This is a genomic window from Pseudomonas sp. ASL9 (assembly GCF_056680335.1).
In genome coordinates this window covers 5,756,431-5,772,200 of record NZ_CM155277.1, presented here as the reverse complement: position 1 = coordinate 5,772,200, position 15,770 = coordinate 5,756,431, and the positions used below count along the sequence as shown (strand labels likewise).

General features: G+C 57.0%; 16 protein-coding genes and 2 pseudogenes. 11 read left to right on the top strand and 7 right to left on the bottom strand.

The features are described from left to right. Positions 1 to 22 precede the first annotated feature (22 nt). Positions 23 to 595: an electron transport complex subunit RsxA gene (gene rsxA, locus AC1ME2_RS26440; RefSeq protein ID WP_480438142.1), complete on the bottom strand. Its 573-nt coding sequence runs from the start codon at positions 593 to 595 to the stop codon at positions 23 to 25. A 425-nt stretch (positions 596 to 1,020) separates the two neighbouring features. On the opposite strand from rsxA, the gene nifL reads away from it, so the two are divergent. The 11 genes and pseudogenes from nifL to AC1ME2_RS26385 form a co-directional block, all read left to right on the top strand. Continuing rightward, the gene (gene nifL, locus AC1ME2_RS26435; protein WP_480438140.1) at positions 1,021 to 2,583 is read left to right on the top strand and encodes a nitrogen fixation negative regulator NifL; all 1,563 of its coding nucleotides are present in this window, start codon (positions 1,021 to 1,023) and stop codon (positions 2,581 to 2,583) included. A 17-nt stretch (positions 2,584 to 2,600) separates the two neighbouring features. Continuing rightward, on the top strand, positions 2,601 to 4,163 hold the full coding sequence (gene nifA / locus AC1ME2_RS26430; protein WP_480438138.1) for a nif-specific transcriptional activator NifA: 1,563 nt from the start codon (positions 2,601 to 2,603) through the stop codon (positions 4,161 to 4,163). A gap of 61 nt (positions 4,164 to 4,224) precedes the next feature. Beyond that, positions 4,225 to 4,908, top strand: coding sequence for a thiopurine S-methyltransferase (locus tag AC1ME2_RS26425; protein ID WP_480438136.1), 684 nt, complete (start codon positions 4,225 to 4,227; stop codon positions 4,906 to 4,908). A 184-nt stretch (positions 4,909 to 5,092) separates the two neighbouring features. Further along, positions 5,093 to 6,631, top strand: coding sequence for a nitrogenase cofactor biosynthesis protein NifB (gene nifB, locus AC1ME2_RS26420; protein WP_480438134.1), 1,539 nt, complete (start codon positions 5,093 to 5,095; stop codon positions 6,629 to 6,631). A 12-nt stretch (positions 6,632 to 6,643) separates the two neighbouring features. After that, positions 6,644 to 6,922, top strand: coding sequence for a 4Fe-4S binding protein (locus AC1ME2_RS26415; protein WP_480438132.1), 279 nt, complete (start codon positions 6,644 to 6,646; stop codon positions 6,920 to 6,922). Between the two features lie 10 nt (positions 6,923 to 6,932). Beyond that, on the top strand, positions 6,933 to 7,376 hold the full coding sequence (locus AC1ME2_RS26410; RefSeq protein WP_480438131.1) for an ArsC/Spx/MgsR family protein: 444 nt from the start codon (positions 6,933 to 6,935) through the stop codon (positions 7,374 to 7,376). A 20-nt stretch (positions 7,377 to 7,396) separates the two neighbouring features. After that, positions 7,397 to 7,972 carry a nitrogen fixation protein NifQ gene (locus AC1ME2_RS26405; RefSeq protein WP_480442342.1) on the top strand — a complete coding sequence of 192 codons (576 nt, stop codon included), beginning with the start codon at positions 7,397 to 7,399 and terminating at the stop codon, positions 7,970 to 7,972. Further along, positions 7,969 to 8,328, top strand: coding sequence for a thiosulfate sulfurtransferase GlpE (locus tag AC1ME2_RS26400; protein ID WP_480438129.1), 360 nt, complete (start codon positions 7,969 to 7,971; stop codon positions 8,326 to 8,328). Before AC1ME2_RS26405 ends, AC1ME2_RS26400 begins: the two co-directional genes overlap by 4 nt. Positions 8,329 to 8,345: 17 nt before the next feature. Continuing rightward, positions 8,346 to 8,669, top strand: a complete 324-nt coding sequence (gene grxD, locus AC1ME2_RS26395; RefSeq protein ID WP_480438128.1) for a Grx4 family monothiol glutaredoxin — start codon at positions 8,346 to 8,348, stop codon at positions 8,667 to 8,669. Between the two features lie 30 nt (positions 8,670 to 8,699). Further along, entirely contained in the window at positions 8,700 to 9,719 is a 1,020-nt protein-coding gene (locus tag AC1ME2_RS26390) for an FAD:protein FMN transferase (RefSeq protein WP_480438126.1), read from the top strand. Positions 9,720 to 9,844: 125 nt separating this feature from the next. Further along, a pseudogene (locus tag AC1ME2_RS26385) lies at positions 9,845 to 9,979 on the top strand (type II toxin-antitoxin system RelE/ParE family toxin); the annotation flags it as partial. Positions 9,980 to 10,482: 503 nt separating this feature from the next. Here AC1ME2_RS26385 and AC1ME2_RS26380 read toward each other — a convergent pair. The 6 genes and pseudogenes from AC1ME2_RS26380 to AC1ME2_RS26355 all read right to left on the bottom strand — a co-directional run bounded on the left by AC1ME2_RS26380 (position 10,483) and on the right by AC1ME2_RS26355 (position 15,693). Continuing rightward, a complete protein-coding gene (locus tag AC1ME2_RS26380) occupies positions 10,483 to 11,217 on the bottom strand; it encodes a methyl-accepting chemotaxis protein (RefSeq protein ID WP_480442341.1) in 735 nt (244 codons plus the stop codon). Between the two features lie 120 nt (positions 11,218 to 11,337). Beyond that, a pseudogene (locus AC1ME2_RS26375) lies at positions 11,338 to 12,027 on the bottom strand (cache domain-containing protein); the annotation flags it as partial. 91 nt (positions 12,028 to 12,118) lie between these two features. Then, on the bottom strand, positions 12,119 to 13,651 hold the full coding sequence (gene tnpC, locus AC1ME2_RS26370) for an IS66 family transposase (protein WP_480437053.1): 1,533 nt from the start codon (positions 13,649 to 13,651) through the stop codon (positions 12,119 to 12,121). Positions 13,652 to 13,668: 17 nt separating this feature from the next. Beyond that, on the bottom strand, positions 13,669 to 14,028 hold the full coding sequence (gene tnpB, locus AC1ME2_RS26365) for an IS66 family insertion sequence element accessory protein TnpB (RefSeq protein WP_323569419.1): 360 nt from the start codon (positions 14,026 to 14,028) through the stop codon (positions 13,669 to 13,671). Positions 14,029 to 14,472: 444 nt separating this feature from the next. Then, entirely contained in the window at positions 14,473 to 14,730 is a 258-nt protein-coding gene (locus AC1ME2_RS26360; RefSeq protein WP_480438125.1) for a 2-hydroxymuconate tautomerase, read from the bottom strand. Positions 14,731 to 14,754: 24 nt separating this feature from the next. Continuing rightward, positions 14,755 to 15,693 carry a SphA family protein gene (locus tag AC1ME2_RS26355; protein ID WP_480438123.1) on the bottom strand — a complete coding sequence of 313 codons (939 nt, stop codon included), beginning with the start codon at positions 15,691 to 15,693 and terminating at the stop codon, positions 14,755 to 14,757. Positions 15,694 to 15,770: the final 77 nt, after the last annotated feature.

Below are 15,770 nucleotides of genomic sequence, written 5' to 3'. Positions count from 1 at the left end.
CGGCTATGGCCGGGTCTCACAATCAGACCAGGCCGCCAAAACCCATAAAGATCAACGCCAGCATGCCCCCAGTGATAAAAGCAATCGGCGGGCCGCTGAAGGATCCCGGCACCGAGGCCAGACTCAACCGTTCGCGCAGTCCGGCAAAAATGATCATCACCAACGAAAAACCGACCGACGACCCGAAGGCAAAAAGACCCGCTTGAACCAACGTGTGGCCTTCCCGTACGCTGATCAGCGGTACACCGAGCACGGCACAGTTGGTCGTAATCAGAGGCAAGTAGATGCCCAGCGAACGGTAGAGTTTTGGGCTGGTTTTGCGCAGCGCCGTTTCGATCAACTGGACCAGAGCCGCGATGATCACGATGTACGCCAGGATGCGCAGGAAGCCGATGCCCAGTGGTTGCAGCACCATATGCTCAACCAGCCAACTGGAGATGCCCCCCAGCGTGATAACAACAGTCGTCGCCACGCCCATCCCCAGAGACGGCTCCAGCTTGCCGGACACACCCATGAACGGGCACAGACCGAGGAAGCGAACCAGCACCACGTTATTAACCAACACGGTGCCGAGCAAAAACAGCATGTAATCCATAAACGCCCACCTTTTGAATCCGATCCCTGTGCCCGCCATGGGCGCCGAGTGCTAAGGGCGTTTTTGCATCAACTATGCCAGATACGCCGAGACTGCCCGTGAAGGCTTCAGGAGCCCCAAAAAGCTGATCCAGATCAACTCAACACGAAAAATCGCGGCGAACCTGTAGACGCGCCCCAAGGTGCGTGTAGGTTTTACGACAGAGGAGTCCGGCCACAGCGCCGCCTCTGTGAGCTTACGTACAAGAAAACCTCCCTCCGCCGACAAAACGACCTTTTTTTCCAGCAATTGCGGGGGTGCCACAGGTTTTCTGGCTGCGGCACAGGGTTTGCAACTTGCTGTCCAAGCGGCCCTGCGCAGAGCAATTCAAAGGTTCTGCTGCATTGAACGTTCGCGGGACCCCCTCAATAGACGAGGCAAAGCGCATGACCCAGGCCAAGAAAATCCCAGACAGTGAGACGCCGAACGTCACCCCGAACGGGTCCGGACTGTTGCCGGAAGTATTCCAGCAAGCGGTGGAACATGCCCCCGTCGCCATCTCTATAACTGACCTGAGCGCCAACATCCTTTACGCCAACCGCGCGTTCAGCAGCATCACCGGCTACTCGCACACCGAAGTCGTGGGCAAGAACGAATCGGCGCTGTCCAGCGGTACGACTCCACGCCTGATTTACCAAGCACTTTGGAGTCGCCTGGCACAGAAAAAGCCGTGGTCCGGTGTGCTCGTCAATCAGCGCAAAGACGACAGCCAGTACTTGGCTGAGCTGACGGTGGCGCCCGTGCTCAATGAGCATGGCGAAACCCTCTACTACATCGGCATGCACCGCGATACCAGCGATCTGCACGAGCTGGAGCAGCGCGTCAGCAACCAGCGCCTGATGATCGACGCAGTGGTCAATGCCGCGCCAGCTGCGATGGCGGTGGTCGATCGCGAGCATCAGGTGCTGCTGTCCAACCCCAGTTTCTCCAGACTGTCCCGCGAGCTGACCGCCGCCGGTACGGCGGAAAGCCTGGTGAACCTGTTGCGCGAAAACCTGCCCGCCCCGTTCAATGAACTGGAAAAGCACGACAAAGCGTTCGGCGGCAAGGAAATTTCCTTCGACCTTGGGGGCTACTCGCCACGCTGGTTGTCCTGCCACGGCATGGCTATCCATATCGAGGACGAACGCCCGGATGTGTTCTTCGCGCCCGGTGCGGATCGCTATCTGCTGCTGACCCTCAATGACATTTCCGAGCTTCGGCAGAAACAGCAAGACTCGCAGCTCAATGCCCTCAAGGCGCTAATGGCCGAGGAAGAGCTGCTCGATGGCATGCGCGAGACGTTCAACGGTGCGATCCACCGCCTGCAAGGCCCCGTCAATCTGATCAGTGCCGCGGCACACATGCTCAAACGGCGACTGGGCAATAACGCCAAGAACGACGACCTGCTCAAAGCCCTGCTTGATGCAAGCGCTGCGGGTATGGAAGCGCTGGAAAGCCTCAGCGGCTCGATCCCCGTGCGCGTTGCCGAAGCCAAGCTGCCGGTGAACATCAACCAGTTGATTCGTGAAGTGATCACCCTGTGCACCGACAGCCTGCTCGGCCAGGGCATCATCATCGACTGGCAACCCGCGATGCGCTTGCCTTGGGTGGCCGGAGCCGAAAGCCGATTGCGCAGCATGATCAAGCAACTGATCGAGAACGCCATCGACGCCATGAGCCAGAACCAGATCGTACGCCGCGAGCTTTTCATCAGTACCCGCGTCGAGAACCAGCAAGTGGTGCGCATGGAGATCAGTGACAGTGGGCCGGGGATTCCGCCGGAACTCATGCTCAAAGTTTTCCAACCCTTCTTTAGCACTAAGCCACCCCACAAGGGCGGTCGCGGGATGGGCCTTGCCATGGCGCAAGAAATCGTTACCGAACACGCCGGTGTCATACACATCGATAGCCAGTACCACGATGGTTGCCGGGTGATAGTCGAACTGCCTTTCTCGGTAGCCAGCTGATCAGCGGAGGACATTCCATGAACTCATTAGCCCACCGCACGGTCATGACAACCCGCGTCGAACTGTATGACGGCCAACTCCAGGCGTTGTCACAGATTGCCCGGATCATTGCCCGAGAACAGCAAATCGAAGAAGTCTTGGCCAAGATTCTTGCTGTCATGCACAACGACCTCGGCTTACTGCATGGGCTGGTGTTGATTTCCGACCCGGTCAACGGCTCGGTTCTGGTCGGTGCCATCCACAGCGACTCGCAGGATGTGATACGCGCTTGCGAAAATGTGCGTTACCGCGTCGGCGAAGGCGTCATTGGCAACATCTTCAAGCATGGCAACAGCGTGGTGTTGGGGCGCATATCCTCGGACCCGCGCTTCCTGGACCGCTTGACACTCTATGACCTGGAAATGCCTTTTATTGCGGTGCCAATCAAATCCCACGAAGGTAATATCATCGGCGTACTTGCCGCGCAGCCGGACAGCCGCGCCGACGACCTGATGGCCGATCGAACGCGATTCGTGGAAACCGTCGCCAACCTGCTGTCGCAAACCGTACGCCTGATGATGAACATCGAGAGTGGCCACGAGGTCAAGAATGAGCGCGATGAACTCCGTCGCGAAGTTCGCGCCAAGTACGGTTTCGAAAACATGGTGGTCGGCCACACCAACAACATGCGCCGGGTATTTGATCAGGTACGTCGGGTCGCCAAATGGGACAGCACTGTGCTGATCCTCGGCGAGTCGGGCACGGGCAAGGAACTGATCGCCAGCGCTATCCATTACAACTCGCCGCGCGCGCATCGCCCGCTGATTCGCCTCAACTGCGCGGCGCTGCCCGAGACGCTGCTGGAATCGGAGCTGTTTGGTCACGAAAAAGGCTCATTTACCGGAGCCGTGAAGCAACGCAAAGGACGCTTCGAACAAGCCGACGGCGGTACGTTGTTTCTCGACGAAATTGGCGAAATCTCACCGATGTTTCAGGCCAAACTGCTGCGCGTTTTGCAGGAAGGCGAACTGGAGCGAGTCGGCGGCACGCAAACGCTGAAAGTTAACGTAAGGATCGTCGCCGCCACCAACCGTGAACTGGAAAACGAGGTGGAAAAAGGCAAGTTTCGCGAAGATCTTTACTATCGCCTGAACGTCATGGCCATTCGCATACCTCCGCTACGCGAACGCACCGCTGATATTCCTGAACTGGCTGAATTTCTGATCGAAAAAATTGGCCGCCAACAAGGCCGCAAACTGACCCTGACCGATAGCGCCATGCGCCTGCTGGTCAGCCATCGATGGCCGGGCAATGTTCGTGAACTGGAGAACTGCCTGGAGCGCTCTTCCATCATGAGCGAAAACGGCAGCATTACCCGCGACGTGGTCTCGCTGACCGGTCTGGACAACGACGCCATGCCACTGGCGCCGATGCCGGAAGTGGACCTGGCCGACGATAGCCTGGACGACCGCGAAAAGGTCGTCGCTGCACTGGAGCAAGCCGGCTGGGTGCAGGCCAAGGCCGCACGCTTGCTGGGCATGACCCCAAGGCAGATCGCTTACCGTATCCAGACGTTGAACATCCATATGCGCAAGATATGAAGTCCCTCGCCCTCGCCTACTCGCCCACGGCTGCTTGCAGCCGGGCGGCCATTGGCTGTTTATGACCGGCCGCGACCATAACCTGTGGCTGGAAATGTGGCGCAAGCGCACGACTGACTTTCATCAAATTGCCGTCAACCCATTGCTGTCGCGTTTCTGGCCTGCCCTGGGGCTTGAGGCTGGCTGCCGGGTCTTCGTCCCGTTATGCGGCAAGAGTCTGGACATGCTCTGGCTCGCCGAGCAGGGTCATGAAGTGATTGGCGTCGAGTTGAGCCCATTGGCGACCCGGGCGTTTTTCCGGGAGAACGGGCTGCACCCCACGCGCACCCAGGAAGGTCCGTTCACTCTCTGGCACCACGGACGGATCAGTATTTTGTGCGGCGATTACTTCGCCCTGACCTCGGCCGACCTGGGAGATATCGACACGGTATATGACCGTGCGGCGCTCACTGCGCTGCCGGTAGAACTGCGCCAGCGCTACGTCGCGCACTTGCGCGGGATCGTGCCCGCCCGCGCCGACGTGTTCCTGCTGACCGTCGAAGACGCCGACGCAAGTGACACCCTGCTGCAAGCCCAAGACGTGGACCGGGAACTGGCTGCGCTGTATCAGGCTGATTTCGAGATCGATCTGGCCCATGTCGAAAGCCTGTTCGAGAACAACCCGCAGGCACCAGACGCCGCACCCATACGCGTCGAATACAAGGTGTACCGGCTCACGGGAAAATCCGCCGCCGAGACGGTTTAGACCTGAAACCGGTGTTTGTCGCTTGTCGCACAGTGTCTGTAAATGAGCCCTCCACTTTGTTAGCTGCCAAACAAAATACGGCTCAAATATATGTACAAAGTCTTTATAAATCAGTCACTTGGTAAACAGGCACGGGCTTTGCTCAGTATTACTTCACAGACTCTCTCTGCAATGGGGATCGACCATGGAACTGAGCATACTCGGGCAAGACGAATCGGCGCAGCACGGTACCGGGGGATGTTCCTCCGGCTCTTGCGGCAGCACGGACGATCAGCTCAACCATCTTCCGGATAACATCCGCGAGAGGGTACAAAACCATCCTTGCTACTCCGAAGAAGCTCACCACTATTTCGCCCGCATGCATGTGGCGGTGGCCCCGGCCTGTAATATCCAGTGCCATTACTGCAACCGCAAGTACGATTGCGCCAACGAATCACGCCCTGGCGTGGTCTCCGAGGTGCTCGACCCGATCCAGGCGGTGAAGAAAGTCAAGGCTGTGGCAGCCACCATTCCGCAGATGACCGTGCTGGGCATCGCGGGTCCTGGCGATCCGCTGGCCAACCCGCAGCGTACTTTCGAAACCTTCCGTTTGCTCAGTGAGCAAGCACCCGACATCAAACTCTGTGTGTCCACCAACGGGCTCGCGCTGCCGGATTGTGTGGATGAATTGGCCAAGTACAACATTGACCATGTGACCATCACCATCAACTGTGTCGATCCTGAAGTCGGTGCCAAAATCTACCCGTGGATTTTCTGGAACAACAAGCGAATCCATGGCAAGAAAGCAGCGAAAATCCTCATCGAGCGCCAGCAGAAAGGCCTGGAGATGCTCGTGGCACGCGGCATCCTGGTCAAGGTCAACTCGGTACTGATTCCCGGCGTCAACGATGAGCATCTCAAGGAAGTCAGCCGCGTGGTCAAGGCCAAAGGCGCCTTCCTGCACAACGTCATGCCCCTGATCGCCGAGGCCGAACACGGCACCTTCTACGGCGTGATGGGCCAGCGCAGCCCCGAACCCGAAGAGCTTCAGGACCTGCAGGACGCCTGCGCCGGGGACATGAATATGATGCGCCATTGCCGTCAGTGCCGGGCCGATGCGGTCGGCCTACTGGGCGAGGATCGCGGGGATGAATTCACCCTCGACAAAATCGACGCGATGGAAATCGACTACGAAGCTGCCATGGTCAAGCGTGCCGTGATCCATGCCGCGATCAAGGAAGAACTGGACGAGAAAGCGTCGAAAAAAGCCCGATTGGCAAGCATGTCAGTCCCTGCTATCGCCACGGGTGAAACCGCACGGCATTACCGTCCCGTATTGATGGCGGTGGCCACCAGTGGCGGCGGCCTGATCAACCAGCACTATGGCCATGCCACCGAGTTTTTGGTGTACGAAGCGTCGCCCTCCGGGGTGCGTTTCATCGGGCATCGCAAGGTGGACCAGTACTGTGTGGGCGACGACAGCTGCGGCGAAAAAGAAACGGCCTTGTCTGGCAGCATCCGTGCGCTGAAAGGCTGCGAAGCGGTGCTCTGCTCCAAGATCGGTTTCGAGCCCTGGGGCAATCTGGAAGCGGCGGGCATTAAACCTAACGGCGAACATGCGATGGAACCCATCGAGGAAGCGGTTATGGCGGTTTACCAGGAAATAATCGCCAGTGGTCAGTTGGATGCACAAACGCCCCAACTGCGGTCCAACGGCCTTTACGGGTCTGCGGGTAACGCTTAGAGGAGTTGCGAGATGGCCCTGAAAATTGTCGAGTCCTGCGTCAACTGTTATGCGTGTATGGATGTTTGCCCGAGCGAGGCAATCCAGCCAGGCACCACACAGTTCATGATCAGCGCGCAAAAATGCACTGAATGCGATGGTGACTATAGCGAGCAGCAGTGCGCGAGCATTTGCCCGGTCGAGGGCGCCATTCTGCTGGCCGACGGCAACCCGGCTAACCCGCCGGGTTCGCTGACAGGCATCCCGCCAGAGCGCCTGGCCCAAGCCATGCTTGAGATCCAGGCCCGCTGAGGAAACGACCATGTCATGCATCGTCTTCTACGAAAAACACGGTTGCGCCACCAACAGGTTGCAAAAAGAACTGCTGCGTTCCAAAGGACTGGAGGTGGAGGTACGCAACCTGCTCGACGAACCCTGGACCCGGGAAACCCTGCTGCCGTTTTTCGGCAGCCGCCCGGTTGCCGAGTGGTTCAACACGGCGGCACCGGCGATCAAATATGGCGATCTGGACCCACAGCGCCAGACCCGCGAGCAGGCGCTGGAGCTGATGCTGGCGCAACCGTTGCTGATACGTCGCCCGCTGATCCGTTTCGGTGAACAGTTCATGGTGGGCTTTGATCTGGTCGCGCTCAACGCCTTGCTGCCGTGTAACGGCAAGCTGGTCGAGCTGCCTGCCACGATTGAAAGCTGTAGTCGCGGTCAACACTCGCAACGGGGTTGCCAGCCCCTGGGCAGTGCACCGTGACCGGCGCACGGGTCCACCAGGTGGCGGCCCAACGCGCTACGCCTAGTCAGCAACCCGCCAATCATATCTGGCTGGCGCGCATCGTTCAGGCACAACGCGCCGGGCAGAACTGCCTGCCGGTTTACCTGGGCCTGACCGAAAATGAATACGCTCAATTGATGCGCAAACACTTTCCCGCGCAGCCCGAGCAAGGGGTTACGGACAGCAACGACTTCGACCCACTGGCTCAGGAACGCGCGCAATTGCGCACCGAACTGCTGGTTATGCGCAACGACGAATGGCAGGAATTGCGCACCCTGCTGCTGGCGGGTCGTCGCGGCCGCGGTGGCGACGAAGAGTGGATTGCCAGCATCGTCGCCGCTGGATGTTTGGGTGGCAGCCACCTGTGGCGCGACCTGGGGCTTGCTTCACGCCTGGACCTGCGTGAGCTCTTGGTACACAACTTTCCGCTGCTGGCCATGCGCAACGTGTTGGATATGCGCTGGAAGAAGTTTTTCTACAAACAGTTGTGCGAACAGGAAGGCGGTCATGTCTGCCGTTCGCCCAGTTGCGACATTTGCCCAACCTTTCAAGACTGTTTTGGAGAAGAATCATGAGTGTCAAACGCATCACCATCGAGGAAGCCCAAACCCTGCTTGCAGGGCAAGATAACGTCATGCTGCTGGACATGCGCGATGCGCAAGCCTATTGCCAGGGCCATGATCCGCGCGCCATCCACCTCAGTGATTCAACCCTGCGGGGCTTGCTGAAAAACCTGCCCCGCGACATGCAACTGATCATCAGTTGCTACCAGGGTAACGCCAGCCAGAAGATGGCCTCCCTGTTCGCCGACTTCGGCTTCACCGCCTGCTATAGCCTGGACGGTGGCTACGAAGCCTGGAAATCGCGACCACTGCTCACGTTGCCTTCGGCCAGTTCGAAAAGAGCACGTCTATCAATCATTTCGGCCTAATCACGGAGCACATGACCATGCAAGTACTCGACACCGAAGCCCGCATCCGCCAGCAACTCGCCGAGAACCCGGTGATCCTTTACATGAAAGGAACGCCAGATAACCCAGAGTGCGGCTTTTCCCGCGCGGCAGTCACCGCTCTGAAAGAAATGGGCTACCCGTTTTCCTACACGAACGTACTGGCCGCTCCGCATATTCGTGAAAAGTTGCCAAAAATCTCGAACTGGTCCACCTACCCTCAGCTTTTCGTCAATGGCGAATTGGTGGGCGGCAGCGATATCGTGCTCGCCATGCAAGCCGACGGCAGCCTCGCGGCGCTCTTGGCCACGTTACCCATCTAAAACACCAGAACTGTGACATTCGGAGGTGACATGCGCCAACTCAAGCCCGGGCTACTCGTCGTGGCCATGGGCCTGCTACTGGCAGGCTGTGGCGACAAAGTGGAAAGTTTCGGTGGCCCGACCATGGGCAGCACTTACTCAGTGAAGTATGTGCGCAGTTACGGCGGCCCCGACCCACAACAGGTGCAGGCCAAGGTCGAAGAGCTTCTGGCAGAGGTCGATGAACAGATGTCGACCTATCGGGCCGATTCACTGATTTCGCGTTTCAACGACCTCCCGGCAGAAAGCTGCATGCAGTTACCTCAAACCATGCTCGACCTGGTGCGGTACGGCGACCGACTGTCAAAAGAAAGCGATGGCGCTTTCGACCTTACCGTCGAGCCGCTGATGGACCTCTGGGGCTTTGGCCCACATGGCAAGGGGGAGCATGTGCCGAGCGCCGAAGACATCGCGCAGGTCCGCCAGCAAGTCGGCTACAACCATTTGAAGATCGACGGCACGCAGCTGTGCAAGGACATCGACATCAAACTGGATTTCAACTCCATCGCCGCAGGCAATACCGTGGACCGGGGCGCCCACCTCGTCGAAAGCCTGGGTATCACCAGCTACCTGGTCGAGTTCACCGGCGAGCTCAAGGCCAGAGGCCACAAACCCGATGGCAGCGAGTGGCGAATCGCTATCGAAGCACCCCGAGACGACGCGCAGGTAGCGCAACTGATCCTTGCGCTGGATAACCTGGCCATGTCCACCTCAGGCGACTACCGTAACTACTTCGAAGAAAATGGCAAACGCTACTCGCATACCTTCGACCCGCATACCGGCGCCCCGATTGCTCACAACCTGGCATCGGTCACGGTTGTTTCACCTTCGGCACTGCACGCCGATGGCCTTTCCACGATGATGGAGGTACTGGGGCCGGACAAGGGCTATAGCTACGCCATCGACCATCAGGTCGCCGCGTTCTTCATTACTCGCGAAAGCCAAGGCTTCGTCACGCGCAGCACACCCGCGCTCACGGCAATGCTTGCGCAACAGGGAGCCCCGCAGTAAGGATGTTCAAAGGAGTCGAGTGAACCAGCAGTCAACACGACACAGTGAAGGGTCACTGCGCCAAAGGGAAAATTAAAACGCTGAGGGCTTCGTAAACCACTGGGCAACCGCAGTGACTACAAACGAACCTCATCTACTCACGTCAGCGGGCAAAACAAACCAATGGAACGGTCAAAAGCCAGCGTCATATCGTTTTCTATCGCGTGGCAAACGACGAAGTGATCGAGGTCGTCAAAGAATACGCCGAAGCGTTAGAGTAATAGTCTAACGCTTCGGCGTGTTTGCCTTGGGTTCATCCGCTCCACTTCCACCGGCAACTCAAGTCTTCTTTTTCGAGGCTCAGAGTTTAAGTAGCTGAAACGCTGTGAAGGGATGCATGGAGTTTTCGCCATGCCTTGGAGGTTCGACTCGCTCAGTTCAACCTGACTCTACACCCAGAGAAAACACGTTTGCTGCAGTTTGGCTGGTTCGCGGTCGAAGATCGCAAGAAGCGTGGAGAAGGAAAGCCCGAAACGTTCGACTTTCTCGGGTTCACGCATTTCTGTGATCAAACCAAGAGCGGTATGTTCGTGGTTGGGCGCGTGACCATCGGCAAGCGTATGAGAGCAACGCTCAAGGAGATCCGGGCGCAATTACATAAGCGCAGGCACGAGCCAGTCCCAGTGATCGGGCAGTGGTTGAGCCGGTTATTTAGAGGCTATTGCAATTACTACCATGTACCCGGTAATACACGGCGACTGGATGCTTTTCGTCGGGAAATTTTTTACACTCGAAATTGTCCCAGCAGATGATTCAGTTGTCTGGCCACCTGCCCCAGATGCTGGCTGGCTGAGTTCGATTCTTCGGCAGCTTGAGCATTGCTCTGGGCCAGACTAGCGGTCTGGGCGACGGTGTGATTGATCTCGTCGACCACCTGGGACTGTTGCAACGTCGCGCTGGCGATGGAGGCGCCCAAGCCGCTGATATTACGCAACACCCCGGCGATCTGGTTCAAGCTGGTGCCGGCCTGACTGGCTTGTTCCAGCGTCAACCGGGAAGCATGACTGCTGGCGTTGATCACACTTACCGCAGCTCTGGACTTACCCTGCAGTTGTTCGATCATCATCTGGATTTCCGCAGTCGACTGCTGGGTACGCTGGGCCAGCAGGCGTACCTCGTCGGCGACCACGGCAAAACCACGCCCCTGTTCCCCGGCGCGGGCCGCTTCGATGGCAGCGTTGAGCGCCAGTAGGTTGGTCTGTTCGGCGATGGCACGAATGACCTCCAGCACACCGCCTATCTGAGAACTGTCCTCATCCAGTGACTGGATCACATTCACCGCCTGGCCAATGGTGGTCGACAACAGATCGATCTGCGTCAAGCTGCGGTCGATGCTCTGCAAGCCCTGTTCGGCTTGCTGTTCGGCACTACGCACTTCAGTGGCGGCGTGTTCGGCGCTCTTCGCCACATCTTGCACGCTATAGGCGACCTCGTTGATAGCGGTGGCCACCTGCTCCATTTGTTGTGATTGCTGACCACTTTGCTGCTGGGCAGCACTGGCACTGTCGCTCAGGGAATGGGCTGAGCGATCCAGCAATTGCGCAGCCTTGAGCATTTCTCCAATGACCTGGCGCAGCTTGTCGGTGAAGGCGTTGAAATGCAGTGCCAGGGAGGTCAGCTCGTCACGGCCACTCACCTGCAACCGACGGGTAAGGTCACCTTCGCCACTGGCGATATTGGCCATGGCCTCGACCGTCTGCTGAAGCGGACGGGATATGCTGCGCACGATCAGGCTGATGGCGGCGGCCAACAACAAGGCGATCAGCAGACAGAGCAAAGACGTCTGCACCAGTTCATCACGAAACTGCGCCTTTATGTCGTCGATGTAGACGCCCGTGACAAGCACCCAGCCCCAGGGTTTGAACAGCGCAACGTACGACACCTTGTCCACCGGCTCGCTGTACCCTGGTTTGGGCCATGTGTAGGCAAGCATGCCAGCGCCCTGCTCTTTGGCGATTCGTACCATTTCCGCAGTAAGCATCAAACCCTTGCTGTCCTTCAGACCGCCGACGTCCTGCCCCTCCATCTTGGGATTGACTGGATTCATCAGCATCACCGGTCGCAGATCCAGGATGAAAAAGTATTCCTGGCCGGCATAGCGCAGGCCGCGAACCATTTCCCTAGCCTGCTCCTGGGCTTGTTCATGGGTCAGCTTGCCAGCCTGCTCCAACCCCTGAAAGTAGGCAAAAACACCCTGGGTGTTTTCCACGGCATTGCGGGTCTGCTGAGCCTTGGCGTTGTAGAGGTTGCTATAACTTCGCTGCAGCATGAGCGCAGCAAGTGCCAGCAGCATCAACAGAGAAACCAGCAGGATTGTAAGCGACCCATAAACCCCACGTACCGTTAGATGGGGTTTACGTTTACCTTGGCATCTCTGGCGAGCAGTTCCAAGGCAGCAAGGCTTCGAAGTCTTCTACCGACGAGGCTTGTGGCAGGCGTTCAAGTACGTGGCGCAGCCACGTATAGGGCTCCTGGCCGTTGGCTTTGGCAGTTTCGACCAGGCTGTAGATCTGGGCACTGGCGGTGGCGCCCTTGGGTGTGTCGCTGAACAGCCATGCCTTGCGACCTATCACAAACGGCTTTACTGCTCTTTCGGCGACGTTGTTGTCGATGGGTAAAAAGCCAGCCTCTGTGTAGCGCTCAAGCTTGCTCCAGTTGCTGGCCAGGTAACTGACGGCTCGGCCGAGCACGCTCTGCGGCGTAATCTGCGGATGTGTTTTCTCTAGCCAGCTTTTCAGTTGCGCCAAGACCGGCAAACTCTTTTCCTGCCGACCGACAAAACGTTGTTCATCGCTTACGTCTTTCAGTTCACGCTCGATACCGTACAGCTTGTTAATCATCGTCAGGGCTATATCGGCACGGCCAGTTTTGCCCTTGGGTTGCACTTTTTGCGCTTCGACGAACTTGCGTCGAACGTGCGCCAGGCAAGCCAGTCGCGTAACGCCCGGTTGCACACCCAAGGCGTTATAGCCGGCGTAATCGTCGGTCATCAGGTAACCCCGATAACCTTCAAGCAGGCGCAGCGGCACCTCCTGCGCACGGCTGGTCGTGTAGTCAAACAGCACTACTTTTCGATCCGGCGGCCCGCTGGCCTGCACCCACATCCAGGATTGGCTGGTCGGGTCTCGACCCGGCTCTTTCAGGACTTGCACCCGAGTTTCATCGCAGTGGACGACGGGGCTTTCCAGCAATCGGTCCCGCATTAAATTCAGCAGAGGCTGCAAGTGTTCGCCGCACTGGATAACCCAGCGCGCCAATGTCTGGCGCGGGATATCCACGCCGTGGCGGCTGAGTACTGTTTCGAAGCGATGCAGCGGCAGTCCGTCGACATACTTGGTGGTCAGCAGCATCGCGAGGACACTGGGGCTGGCCATGCTCTTTTCAATCAACTGCGCCGGTTTGTCAGCGGTGACCGGGGCGGTTTCACAGCCACGGCACCCGTAAATTTTGCGGATGTGTTTGATGACGCGGATCTGCATCGGCACGATCTCCAGCTGTTCGCTGGTTTCTTCACCGATGGTGTGTTTGCGGCAACCGCAGGCACAGGTCAGTTCGTGTTCGGGCAGCTCGTGGATGACTTCAATGCGCGGCAGGTCGGCAGGCAGTGGTTTGCGTTTGCCACGACGTTTGGTGGGGGCAACGACTTCTTCGTCAGACTCTTCACTGACCGGAATCACGATGCTTTCGGGCTCATTAAAGAGCGCGAGTTGCGGCGTCTGCGGATCGACTGTTTGCTCGGACTTGCGACCGAATAATCGGTCGCGCAACAACTTGATCTGCTCTTTCAGATCGACGATCTGGCCCTTGTCTACTTGACGCTCACCGAGCATCTGCACAAGCATTTGCTTGAGCAGAACCGGATCATCAGGAAGGTTATCAGGCATCAAATTCATGCCCGGATTATATCCGATCAGGCGACGAATCGAGGGGTTAAAACTTGATGTGGGCGGTTGCGCCAGAGGTCAAAACCATCCAGCAACCAGTTCAGTTCTTGAACGGTCAGCACGATGGCCTCGTCAGTGATGTCGGGCGATGTTTTGAAACGTTCGGACTCCAGGCGCTTAAGCCAGAGGCAAAAACCGTTGCGCTCCCAGTAGAGTATTTTCACTCGATTACGGGGGCGATTCAGGAAGACGAAGAGTACAGGGTCGAACACTGCGACTTTGATATCCAGTTCGACCAGAGCGGCCAGGCCGTCGATTGACTTTCGAAAGTCCACCGGCTTGGGGTAGAGATACACTTTTTCAACTTTGGCGTCGGGTCGCATCATGACGGTGCTGGCTCCAGAGAGAGATCGGGAGCACAGCGTCAGGCATTAGCCGACGGCTTGGAATGTGTGCTTTATGGCGCGCTTACGCAGGATTAACCAGAGACGGCGATTGATGGACACGTTTCGCAAGCTAGACACGAGAATGTTCCTTATTTAAGTCATGTACTCGGCGCACTGAAATCTGCGGCCAGAAGCGGGACCGGCCCATGGCATAGCGCGTTATTCAATGCTGAATTCTTTATAGGACATCGCGACACCTTCCCGAATAGGCGAGTTGACGGAAGTATCTGAAGCGGAAATCGATGACACTGTTGAGTGAGGTGTTTCTCTAGTGTTGCACCAACTCTAAAAAATGCGGGCTTCTTGACGAAGCCCGCGAGCAATTGTTTCAAGTCGCCGAGAATGTGACGCCTTGGCGCGCATCGCCGGGAGAAGGCAGAGCCGTTAACTCTCTTGCGCTTTCTTTTTAGAAACCCCTCCGATGGCGTAATGCTCGAGTGCCATTTCGTTGAGGATAATCCGCACGGATGTCGGATCGATCTCAAGGGTTCGGTGGCACGCTGCTGTGACCTCCTCGATCAAACGATCCTTCTGATCGGGCTTTCGGCCTTCTAGAAGGTTGATAGTAATAATGGGCATATCGATTTCCTTGGAGCTTTGGCCCGACGGGTGTACCGTAAAAATTTCGCAGATGGGTGTCATGCGTTTAAGATTGGATCTGGCGTTCTAGAAATGATAGGCAGCTTGGACCCAGAACCGATCCCCTTTAGTTCTATTTTCGACCAAGGTTTCGTGTTGCCACTTCACTGTCAGGCCTACCGCCTTGGTCTGATACTTTATGCCGGGGCCGACGGCGAGTACCTGGCCACGGTTGCCATCCACGCTAACGGTCTTGCCGTTCTGAGTATCATCTTGTACCTGCTTGTAAGCATAGCCATTAAGGCCGATTTGCCATTCTGGTGTGACGTTATAGCCTATGTTGTAATCGATATTGATCTCGTTGCCGGAGGCGTAATCAGTTGCACTGTTCTTTTGGTTGAAGAAGTAAAGCATTTTGGCGCTGATTTCGACGTTCTCGACTGGATAGGCAGTAAAGGCGTACCAAGGAGCGACCGACCAGATATTACGACCGGGGTTGAATAAACTGTTTTTATCATAGGATCCGGTAGGGGTGAAAACATCAACACCTATCAGTTGTGAGTAACGTGGCGAGCTCCAGCCGAGCATGATAGGTACCACGGTGATGTCACCTAGGCCTTGCTCTGATCCACTGCGGTGAACTCGCCCAGCGGGAGTCAGTACATCAAAGCTGACACTACCGTCTACCAATGGAACTGCGATACGAGAGGCGACCTTCGCTCCAAAGAACGACACCCCCGTGTAGATATAATCTAGTCTGAGAGTAATCGCCTTAACTCTAAGATCAAAATCCCTGATGTTTGCCTTGTCGTGTCCGTCGTTATCTTTTGTTTCATCCGCATGGTACTCGGACGCATACACGTAGCTTGTAAGGCCATCCGGCGCCAGCTTCCCGGAAAGCACAGTATTGACACCGATTGGATAAACCGTTCCGCCCCCCTCAGTGGCATGAGTGCTGCCTATATTGATCATGAAAATAGGGCTGAAGATAAGCAGGTTTCTGATGCCATTTTTGTTGTTTTTCATTCTGTTGGCTCTTGATTATTAATATAAGTTTTAGAGTGTTTATGTGTTCGCGTACAACGCCTCAGTTAAAGGTGCTT